11 protein-coding genes are annotated in these 9982 nt (G+C 70.4%); 8 read left to right on the top strand and 3 right to left on the bottom strand.

Annotated features, from left to right (window positions below):
• The coding region (locus VDQ18_RS21340) for a DUF1501 domain-containing protein (RefSeq protein ID WP_416235136.1) at positions 1–777 on the bottom strand (777 nt) is incomplete at its 3' end.
• 2 nt (positions 778–779) lie between these two features.
• Positions 780–2135: a DUF1800 domain-containing protein gene (locus VDQ18_RS21335; protein WP_323022882.1), complete on the bottom strand. Its 1356-nt coding sequence runs from the start codon at positions 2133–2135 to the stop codon at positions 780–782.
• A 191-nt stretch (positions 2136–2326) separates the two neighbouring features.
• Between VDQ18_RS21335 and aroQ the strand changes: the two genes are divergently transcribed.
• Positions 2327–2764, top strand: coding sequence for a type II 3-dehydroquinate dehydratase (aroQ, locus tag VDQ18_RS21330; RefSeq protein WP_323022881.1), 438 nt, complete (start codon positions 2327–2329; stop codon positions 2762–2764).
• 6 nt (positions 2765–2770) lie between these two features.
• Here aroQ and VDQ18_RS21325 read toward each other — a convergent pair whose 3' ends face one another.
• The gene (locus VDQ18_RS21325) at positions 2771–3235 is read right to left on the bottom strand and encodes an SAM-dependent methyltransferase (RefSeq protein WP_323022880.1); all 465 of its coding nucleotides are present in this window, start codon (positions 3233–3235) and stop codon (positions 2771–2773) included.
• Between the two features lie 220 nt (positions 3236–3455).
• On the opposite strand from VDQ18_RS21325, the gene VDQ18_RS21320 reads away from it, so the two are divergent.
• Genes VDQ18_RS21320 through VDQ18_RS21290 form a run of 7 tightly spaced genes read left to right on the top strand, consistent with a single transcriptional unit; the run spans position 3456 to position 9755 of the window.
• Positions 3456–4727: an imelysin family protein gene (locus tag VDQ18_RS21320; protein ID WP_416235135.1), complete on the top strand. Its 1272-nt coding sequence runs from the start codon at positions 3456–3458 to the stop codon at positions 4725–4727.
• Between the two features lie 10 nt (positions 4728–4737).
• The gene (locus VDQ18_RS21315) at positions 4738–4983 is read left to right on the top strand and encodes a (2Fe-2S)-binding protein (RefSeq protein ID WP_107749827.1); all 246 of its coding nucleotides are present in this window, start codon (positions 4738–4740) and stop codon (positions 4981–4983) included.
• Positions 4980–5465 carry a bacterioferritin gene (gene bfr / locus VDQ18_RS21310; RefSeq protein WP_323022879.1) on the top strand — a complete coding sequence of 162 codons (486 nt, stop codon included), beginning with the start codon at positions 4980–4982 and terminating at the stop codon, positions 5463–5465. The genes VDQ18_RS21315 and bfr overlap by 4 nt, the downstream gene beginning before the upstream one ends.
• Positions 5452–6981, top strand: coding sequence for a di-heme oxidoredictase family protein (locus VDQ18_RS21305; protein ID WP_323022878.1), 1530 nt, complete (start codon positions 5452–5454; stop codon positions 6979–6981). Before bfr ends, VDQ18_RS21305 begins: the two co-directional genes overlap by 14 nt.
• Complete coding sequence (locus VDQ18_RS21300) at positions 6981–7967, top strand: imelysin family protein (protein WP_323022877.1); 987 nt, start codon at positions 6981–6983, stop codon at positions 7965–7967. The genes VDQ18_RS21305 and VDQ18_RS21300 overlap by 1 nt, the downstream gene beginning before the upstream one ends.
• 1 nt (position 7968) lies before the next feature.
• Positions 7969–9015: a DUF1513 domain-containing protein gene (locus tag VDQ18_RS21295; RefSeq protein WP_323022876.1), complete on the top strand. Its 1047-nt coding sequence runs from the start codon at positions 7969–7971 to the stop codon at positions 9013–9015.
• Positions 9012–9755 carry a hydroxypyruvate isomerase family protein gene (locus VDQ18_RS21290; protein ID WP_323022875.1) on the top strand — a complete coding sequence of 248 codons (744 nt, stop codon included), beginning with the start codon at positions 9012–9014 and terminating at the stop codon, positions 9753–9755. Before VDQ18_RS21295 ends, VDQ18_RS21290 begins: the two co-directional genes overlap by 4 nt.
• The last annotated feature ends 227 nt before the right edge of the window (positions 9756–9982 follow it).

Here is a 9982-nt window from a genome sequence, read left to right as displayed (position 1 = left end):
GAGCCCGCGCAGGCGGCCGGTCTGGTTGGCGTGGGTGTCCCAGCCGTTCAGGTCCATCACCGCGATCCGCGGGCCTTCGGGGCGCGACAGCAGATCGGCAGCGGCGGTGGCCGAGAGCAGAAAGCCGTTGTCGGGCGGGTTCGCGCCCATCATCGGCTCGGGCGAGTTGGTGGCATTGCCCAGCGCCTGCGCGAAAAGCGGGTCGTCGCGGTAGACGATGGCGAGCCGGGTCAGGAAATCCTCGTCGAGATCGGGCAATTGCCCGTTGGTCCAGGCCTGCACCGGCGCGCCGCCCTGCAGGATCAATGGCAGCGAGGGGCCCAGCGTCAGCCCCAGCCGCCGGTCGCCCGCGTTGAGCCCCAGGATCGCCCGGCTCAGCCAGCCGTCCCGCGCACCGAAGGGCCGGGCGGTGCCGTTCTCCAACAGGTTCTGGCCGTCGAAATGCGAGCGGTTGCGGTAGCGCGTGGTCGCGGCCGGGATCAGCGCCAGCTCGCCCGCCTGCCAGAGCGGCATCAGCCCGCCCAGCGACGCATGCAGCGCGAAATAGCCGTCGAGATCCAGCCGCTCCTCCGCCCCCGGGGCCAGCCGCGGCCGCAGGCGCTGAAAATCGCTGTCGGCATAGGGGATCAGCGCGTGCAGCCCGTCGAGCCCGCCGCGCAGGAAGATGAAGACGAAGCGGCTGTCGGTCGGAGCTCCGGCGAAGGCCACGCCCGAGGCGGCAAGGGTCGCGGCCAGGCTCGCGCCCGACATCTGCAGGAAGAGGCGGCGGTTGAGCATGCTCATCTCCTCTGGAACTCGGGACTGCCGAACAACAGCGTCAGCGCCTGATCGCCCGAGGGCGCCCGCAGAAGCCAGGTTTCGGTCACCTGCCGCGCGACCGGCCCGATGGTGGCCTGCAACAGCTCCCGGGGAACATAGCCGCCCGGCAGTCCGGCCGCGTATTGCTGCGCCCATTCGAGGCGCAGCATCAGCGCCTCGGGGCTGATCCAGTCACCCGCCCGGTCGCCCCAGCCCTGCGGCGAGGGGGCGGTGAAAGGCTCGTTGCCCATCATCCGCAGCGGACGGAACAGGTCGCGGGCGCGGGGCGCCTCGGGGCCGATGGCGCGATGCACGGCGATGATGAATTCGTAATGCGTCTTGACCTTGGCCAGAGGCTCGGCCCAGGCCGAGGGCAGGTCGATGAGCGCCCGCGTCACCTCGGCCAGATCGCCATCGCTGTCCTGAAACACCCGGGCGATGTGATCGACATCGGCAGCGGGCGGGTCGTCGGCCACGAAATGGCGCACCAGTTTGGTGGCGAGATGCCGCGCCGTCGCCGGGTGTCGCGCCAGATCGTCAAGGATCGCCAGCCCTTCGTCGGCGCCCGCCTCGTCGTAGCGGCGCCCCAGCACGGTCTTGGCGCCCGGCTGGTGCTGGCGGCGGAAGAACTGGAAGCGGCCGTGAACCTCGTCGCCCCCGCCGCCCCGGCGCAATCCGCCATGGCTCCAGCCGGTCAGCGCCAGCGCCAGCTGGATCACGTCCTCCTGGTCATAGCCGCCATCGACGCCCAGCGTGTGCAGTTCCAGAATCTCACGCGCGAGGTTCTCGTTCAGCGTCGTCTCGACGCCGCGATTGGCCCGCCGGGTGCGACCGGCGGGCGAGTCCGGTCCCATCGAGGCGATGTTGTCCAGATAGGTCAGCATGCAGGGATGGCGCACCACCGCCTTCAGCATGTCGGCGAAGCGGCCGAAGACATGCGGGCGGATCGCCTCGCGTTCATAGGCCGGGATCGCCGCTGCGGTCACCCGGCGCGTGGTCGAGACGGTGAAATGATTGGACCAGAAATGCGCCATCCGTTCGGGCAGCGGCCGGGCCGTGGCGATGGCCCGCGCGGTGCGGGCCCGGACCGAGGGGCGGAAATCGTCCCGGATCGCCGCGCGCACCGCCTCGGCCTGCCGGTTGGGACGGTCGAGGCGGGCGGTGAAGATATCGGCGATGATCGCCTCGGAGGGGCGGAAATCGCCCGGGATCGGCGCCAGCGGGCGGATCTGCGCCTTCAGCCAGCCGCGCGGGTCATCGCCCGGGCGCACGCCATCCTCCGGCCCGGCACCCATGCCGAAGCGGTTGAGGGCGATGAAACTGGCGATGTCGCGCATGCGGGGCTCCGGATCGGGCGGCGGCGCTGGCCTCGGACCATCCTAGCCGCGTTCGGCCCGTCCGGGTAGCGTTCCGAGACGCACAAAAACGTGCGAGCACCGGCCTGCGCGCGGGCAAGTGCTCTGGCATGGGGCGCGTGCCTTGCCTAAGCTGGCGGCAAACCGACCCGGGCTGCAGAGGCGCTTTCGCAATGACCCCCATGATCTATATCCTCAACGGTCCCAACCTGAACCTGCTGGGCCGCCGCCAGCCCGAGATCTACGGGCGCGAGACGCTGGACGACGTGGCCGCCGCCTGCGCCGCCATCGGTGCCGAGGCGGGGCTGGACACGCGGCTTCTGCAATCCAACTGGGAGGGGCAGATCGTCGACTGGATCCACGAGGCGCGCGAGGCGGCGGCGGGGATCATCATCAACCCGGCGGCGCTGACCCACACCTCGGTGGCGGTGCTGGATGCGCTCAACACCTTCGAGGGGCCGGTGATCGAGGTGCATATCAGCCAGGTCCACAAGCGCGAGGCCTTCCGCCATCATTCCTATGTCAGCCACCGGGCGGATGCGGTGATGGCGGGGTTCGGGGTGCATGGCTATGCGCTGGCCATGCGGCACTTGGCGCATCTGCTGGGCTGAACCCGCCTACCAGTAACGCGCCATCAGTTCGGCCACCCAGTCGGGCTGCTCGACCGGGCCGCGCGGCAGGAATTCCCGCATCACCGGCTTGATGTCGATCACGGGCGTCCCGTCGATGGCATCCAGCCCCTCGACGCTGAGCGCGCGCCCCTCGACCCCCAGGATCCGGCAGATTGTCACCCCCAGCCGGTTGGGCCGGTTCTTGCCGCGTTGGGCGAAGATCCCGGTCAGCGGCCAATCGGTGCGGTTGCGGGGATGGCGGGCGCCGGTCTCGATCTTCTCAGGCGGAACGCGGTCGAACAGGAAGATCACCTCGGCATGGCTGAAGCCGTCGAGCCCGGCCAGCGCCTCGGGGCCGAAGCGGCGTGCGTCCAGCTCGATCACCGCGCGGCTGGGCCCCCAGTCATCGTCCTCGGGCAGCGCGCGGCCGCCCCGGACATGGCCGATCGGCTCGATCTGATAAGATGTCATGGCTCCCCCTGCGGCTGCCTCGGCCCAGCATAGCAGGGAGAAGGGCCGGGGAAAGACGCGGCGGCAGCGGCCCGCCCGGAATACCCAACTAAAGATATCGGGATTGACTTTCGGCCTGACCGGCGCCATGGTGCCCCCGCCAAGCCAAGCCGTTTTCCCGTTGCGATGGCCAGCCCGGCATGCCCTTCCGCGCCCCGCGCGGTGCCAGCCAGAGGATCCCATGCGCCCGATCTCGCCCCTGCTTCTTGCCGCCGCCATCGCCCTGCCCGTCTCGGCGCCCCTGACGGCACAGGCCGCCACCCCGGGCGAGGTGCTGACCACCTATGCCGATATCGCCGAGGCCGCCTATGGCGACGCTCACAGCAGCGCCGAGTCCCTGCAGGCCGCCATCGAGGCCTTCCTGTCCGCCCCCTCGGCCGAGGGGCTGGAGGCCGCCCGCACCGCCTGGCGCGCCGCCCGCGTGCCCTACATGCAGACCGAGGTCTTCCGCTTCGGCAATGCCATCGTCGACGATTGGGAAGGCCGGGTGAACGCCTGGCCGCTGGACGAGGGGCTGATCGACTATGTGGCACGCGGCTATATCGGCGGCGACGACAACGGGCTGGCCGAGCTGAATGTCGTTGCCAATTCCAGCTTCACGCTGGGCGGCCAGACGGTCGATGCCACGACCATCGACGCGGCGCTGTTGCAGGACGTGCTGCACGAGGCCGATGACGTCGACGCCAATGTGGCGACCGGCTATCACGCCATCGAATTCCTGCTCTGGGGTCAGGACCTGAACGGAACTGGCCCCGGCGCGGGCGACCGCCCCTGGACCGATTACGCCCAGGGCGAGGCCTGCACCAACGACAATTGCGACCGCCGCGCCGAATACCTGCGCGCCGCGACCGACCTTCTGGTCGCCGATCTGGCCGAGATGGCCGGGCATTGGACCGCCGACGGCGAGGCCCGCGCCACGCTGATGGCCGACGAACGCGCCGGGCTTGCCAGCATCCTCACCGGCATGGGCAGCCTGTCCTACGGCGAGCTGGCGGGCGAACGGATCCGGCTGGGCCTTCTGCTGAACGACCCCGAGGAAGAGCAGGATTGCTTCTCGGACAACACGCCCTGGAGCCATTTCTACGACGGCGTCGGCATCCGCAACGTCTATGTCGGTGAATACACCCGCATTGACGGCAGCGCGGTCAGCGGCGCGGGTCTGGATACGCTGGTCGCGGCCGCGGATCCGGCGCTGGACACGGCGCTGCGCGGCGGGCTCGATGCCTCGGTCGCGGCGTTGCAGACCATGGTCGACACCGCCGAGGGCGGCATGGCCTATGACATGATGCTGGCGCCCGGCAATGCCGAGGGCGAGACGGTGATCATGGCGGCGGTCAACGCGCTGGTCGCCCAGACCCGCGACATCGAACGCGCGATCACCGCGCTGGGGCTGGATGGCGTCTCGCTTGAGGGGTCCGACAGCCTCGACAACCCCTCGTCGGTCTTCCACTGAGGGTCCGGCGATGATCGTCTGTTCCTGCCAGCACATCACCGACCGCGACATCCATGCCGCGGTCGACTGGATGCGCGCGGCCGACCCGATGACCATCGTGACCCCGGGCAAAGTCTATCGCGCCCTGGGGAAATCGGCCGATTGCGGGGGCTGCATGTCCCTGTTCCTCTCGACGCTGCGGTCGAATCCGCATACGCAGGTTCCCATGCAGTTGCGCGGATTGCGCCGCGCGGCCACACAGGAGGAACGCTCATGAGGGGTGACGCCAAGGTCATCGAGTATCTCAACCGCGCTCTGCGCTCGGAACTGACCGCGGTCAGCCAGTACTGGCTGCATTTCCGCCTTCAGGAAGACTGGGGCCTGGCCAAGATGGCCAAGAAGAGCCGCGAGGAAAGCATCGAGGAGATGCAGCACGCCGACAAGCTGATCGCCCGGATCATCTTCCTCGGTGGCCACCCGAACCTGCAGAAGCTCGATTCGCTGCGCATCGGCGAGACCCCGATCGAGACGCTGAAAGCCGACCTCGCCGCCGAGGAAGAGGCCGCCGCGCTGTATCGCGAGGCCCGCGCCTATTGCCAGTCGGTCAGCGACTTCGTGTCGATGGAGTTGTTCCAGGAGCTGCTGACGGACGAGGAAGGCCATATCGACTTCCTGGAGACGCAGATCGCGCTGCACGACCGGCTTGGGGAAGAACGCTATGCGCTGCTCAACGCCGCCTCGATGGATGCGGCCGAGTAAGGCCCTCGCGGCCGCGACCCTGTTCGCGGCCGCCCTCCCCCTCGGCACGGCCGCGCAAGAGCTGTCCGAGCTGCATCTTTCCGTCCCGCCGCATGACCCGCGCGAAGCAGGCCGCGCGGCGCTCGTCGTCGGCCCGCCCGACGATCCGACCCAGCCGCAGCGCTTCGAATTGCGCTCGGGCGGCGCGGGCACGGTCCGCGCGCGTGACGGCGCCGATGCCTTTTCCCAGCCCGCCGCCAATCTGAGCGCCGAACAGCGCATGGATTTCGTGCTGGGTGAGGCGCTTTTGCAGCGGCCCTGGGTTTCCGCCCCCTCCTCGACCATCGCCTCGGACGGGCTGGGGCCGCTGTTCAACGCTCGGAGTTGCGCGCTCTGCCACCGGCAGGACGGCCGCGGCCAGGTGCCGGATGGCAGCGACGAGGCCTCGGGACTGGTGCTGCACCTCTCGATCCCCGCGCCCGAAGGCACCCCGGGCCCCGAGGGCATCGCCGAGTGGATCGCCACTCTGCCGGAACCGACCTATGGCGACCAGTTGCAGGACCACGCCCTGCCCGGCCATGCCGCCGAGGGGCAGGTCGCCGTCACCTGGCGAGACGTCCCGGTCGAGCTGACGGGCGGCGAGACCGTGACCCTGCGCCGCCCCCTCTGGTCGGTCGCCGATCCGGCCTATGGCCCGCTGGCCGCCGATGTCATGCTCAGCCCCCGTGTGGCGCCGCCGCTGATCGGGCTGGGCCTGCTGGAAGCGATCCCCGAGGCGCAGATCCTGGCGCTGGCCGATCCTGACGACGCGGATGGCGACGGCATTTCCGGCCGCGCCGCCTTCGTCTGGTCGGCGGAATTCGACGCGCCGATGCTGGGACGCTTCGGCCACAAGGCGGGCATGCCGACGCTGCGGGCGCAGGTCGCCTCGGCCTTTCACCGCGACATGGGCCTGTCGAGCGCGCTCCACCGCCAGGGCTGGGGCGATTGCAGCGCGGCGCAGGCCGATTGCCGCGCCGCCCCCGATGGCGCCGATGCCGAACAGGGCGGGCTGGAGGTGAGCGAGGCGGTGCTCGACCTCGTGACCTTCTACAGCGCCATGCTGGGCGTCCCCGCCCGCCGCGGGGTCGAGGATGCCGAAGTCCTGCGCGGGCGCGCCATCTTTCACGCCTCGGGCTGCGCCGCCTGCCACAACCCGGCCTTCGTCACCGCCACGCTGCCCGAGGCCCCCGAACGCTCGTTCCAGCTGATCTGGCCCTATACCGACCTCCTCCTGCACGACATGGGCGAGGGCCTGGCCGACAACCGCCCCGAGGGACGCGCCAGCGGCCGGGAATGGCGCACACCGCCGCTCTGGGGCATCGGCTTGACCGGGGAGGTCAGCGGGCATACCCAGTTCCTGCACGATGGCCGCGCCCGCACCCTGCTCGAGGCGATCCTCTGGCACGGGGGCGAGGCGCAGGCCGCGCGCGACGAGATCGTCGCGCTGGCCCCCGACGACCGCGCCGCCCTGTTGCGCTTTCTGGAGTCCCTGTGATGCGCCTTGCCCCCGCCGTTCTGGCCCTGACCCTTGTCGCAGCCCCCGCGCTGGCCGATGTCGATGCGGTCCTCGACGATCACGTCCTGCCCGGCACCGCCGCTTTCGCCCAGGCCACGCAGGCGCTTGACGATCAGGCAATCGACTTCTGCCAGCCGCAGGACCTCGCGCCGCTGTGGAACAGCGCCATGGATGCCTGGGTCCGCATCGGCCATCTCAGGCTCGGCCCCGGGGAACAGGCGGCGCTGACCATCGCCTTCTGGCCCGACGAGCGCAGCGCCGGGCGCCGCACGCTGGCCCGGATGATCGCCGCGCAGGACCCGATGGGCGTGCACATCGACGAATTTCCGCAAGTGTCGGCCGCCGCGCGCGGGCTCTACGCGCTGGAGACCCTGCTCTACGACCCCGATTTCAACGATTACGAGCCGGACAGCTATTCCTGCACGCTGGTCTCGGTCATGGCCCATGACCTCGCCGCCCAGGCCGCCGCGCTGGACGAGGCCTGGCGCGAGAAATTCGCACCCGAGCTGCGGACCGCCGGGCAGCCCGGCAACGCCACCTTCCTGTCGATGGCCGAGGCCGAGCGCGCCCTCTTCACCGCGCTGCACGGGGGCGTCGAGTTCGACGCCGACCAGCGCCTCGGCCAGCCGATGGGGACCGAGGACCGTCCCCGCCCGCAACGGGCGGAAAACTGGCGCTCGGGCCGCAGCCTGCGCAACCTGACCCTGTCGCTTGAATCGCTGCACGGCATGGCGACCGCTTTGGCCGGCCAGCCGGTCGATGCGGTGGATAGCGCCTTCGACGCCGCCGCCTATTTCTCGCTGGCCATCACCGACCCGGCCTTTCAGGACGTGAGCGATCCGCAAGGCCGCCTGCATCTGGAATCGCTGCAAGGCCGGGTGCGGACCATCGGCGAGGAGCTGATCTCCGAGATCGGCACCTCGATGGGCATCGCGCCCGGGTTCAACGCGCTGGACGGAGACTGACATGGGATCGCGCCGCGCCTTCCTCGCCGGGCTCGCGGCCCTCGCCACGCCGCTGCCCTCCTGGGCCGATGCCGGAAACCCGCGGTGGCTGGCCTGCGCGCGGGAAGCGGATGGCGGGCACGCGCTCTTCGGCCTCGACGCCTCGGGCGCCGATACGTTCCGGCTGGCCCTGCCCGCCCGGGGCCATGCCGGCGCCGCCCATCCCTCGCGCCCCGAAGCCGTCGTCTTCGCCCGCCGCCCCGGCGCCTGGGCGCTGGTCCTCGATTGCGGTTCGGGCGCGCTGCTGCGCCAGCTGACCCCGCCCGAGGGAATGCAGTTCAACGGCCATGGCGCCTTCACCGAGGACGGCACGCGGCTTTACACGGTCGAGCAACGCGCCAGCGACAGCCAGGGGTTCCTCGGCCTCTGGGACAGCGAGTATCGCCGGATCGGCCAGATCGAGACCGGCGGCATCGGCCCGCATGAGGTGCTGCGCTTGCCGGGCGACGTCTTCGCCGTGGCCAATGGTGGCATCGCCACCGATCCCAGCGACCGCACCAAGCTGAACCTGCCCGATATGGCGCCCTCGCTGGTCTATCTCGAAAGCGACCGCATCGCCGAACAGGTCGCCCTGCCCGCGGATCTGCATTTCAACTCGATCCGCCATCTGGCGCATGCCGAGGGCACGCTCGCCTTCGCCATGCAATGGGAGGGCGATCCCGCCATGACCGTTCCCCTCCTCGGCCTGCACCGCCGGGGCGCGGCGCCGGTCCTGGCCGAAGCGCCCGACCCGGAACAGGCGCTGATGCAGGGCTACGCGGGCTCGGTCGCCGTCTCGGGGGCCGAGGTCGCCATCACCTCGCCCCGCGGCGGCCGGATGCACCGCTTTTCGCTGACGGGCGCGTTCCTCGGCGCCACCACCCGCGCCGATGTCTGCGGCCTCGCCCCCTGCGAGGGCGGGTTCCTGACCACCGACGGCGGCGGCGGTATCCTGCGCGTCGAGGGCGGTACGGCCCGCCCCCTCGGCCTGCGCCCGCGCGCCTGGGACAACCATGTCGTGACGCTGTGAGGCGATTTTCGGCCAATCTCGGCTTCCTCTGGACCGACCGCCCGCTGCCCGATGCGATCCGCGCCGCCAAGGCGGCGGGCTTTTCGGCGGTCGAATGCCATTTCCCCTATGCCATCCCGGCCGCGCAGATCATGGCCGCGCTGACCGAGACCGGCCTGCCCATGGTAAGCCTCAACACCCGCCCCGGCGCGCCAGGTGAATTCGGCCTCGCCGCGCTCAAGGGCCGCGAGACCGAGGCCCGCGCCGCCATCGACGAGGCGCTGGCCTATGCCGCCGCTACCGGGACCGGCGCCGTGCATGTCATGGCGGGCAAGCACGGCGACGAGGCCACCTTCCGCGCCAATCTCGCCCATGCCTGCGACCGCGCGCCCGACGGCGTCACCATCCTGATCGAGGCGATCAACGCCCATGACGTGCCGGGCTACCACCTCACCACGCAGGCGCAGGCAGCGGAAACCGTCACCGCCCTGAACCGCCCCAATCTGAAGCAGATGTTCGACTGCTACCACGTCGGCCGGACCGAGGGCGACATCGCCGCCACCTTCCGCGCCCACCGGTCCCAGATCGGCCATGTGCAATTCGCCGCCGTCCCCGACCGCGGCCCGCCCGATCAAGGCCGCGTCGATTACGCGCGCCTCCTGCCACAACTCGACTGGCCCGGCTTCATCGGCGCCGAATACCGTCCGAACGGCGCCACCGAAGCCTCCCTCGACTGGCTCCCGCGCCTGTCATCTTGTTGAAAACACGCATCGCCTCCCGCTTTCGGCAGCGATGCCCGCACTGTCCGGGCTCTGCCTGCGGCAGCCTTCGCCAAAACCGCCAGCAGCTTTCATTCTGCCCGAAATACGCACGGGGGGATTTTCAAGGGGGGAGCGTGCTCCCCCCTTGAAGCAGGGGGCGCGGGGGGCGGCAGCCCCCCGCTTCCTCAGCGATGCTCGCCCAGCCACTCGGCCGAGGTCTTGATCCC

Source organism: Pararhodobacter sp., from assembly GCF_034676075.1.
Taxonomy (GTDB): domain Bacteria; phylum Pseudomonadota; class Alphaproteobacteria; order Rhodobacterales; family Rhodobacteraceae; genus Pararhodobacter.
The sequence above is the reverse complement of the archived record's forward strand: the minus strand, read 5'-3'. Positions and strand labels throughout refer to the sequence as shown.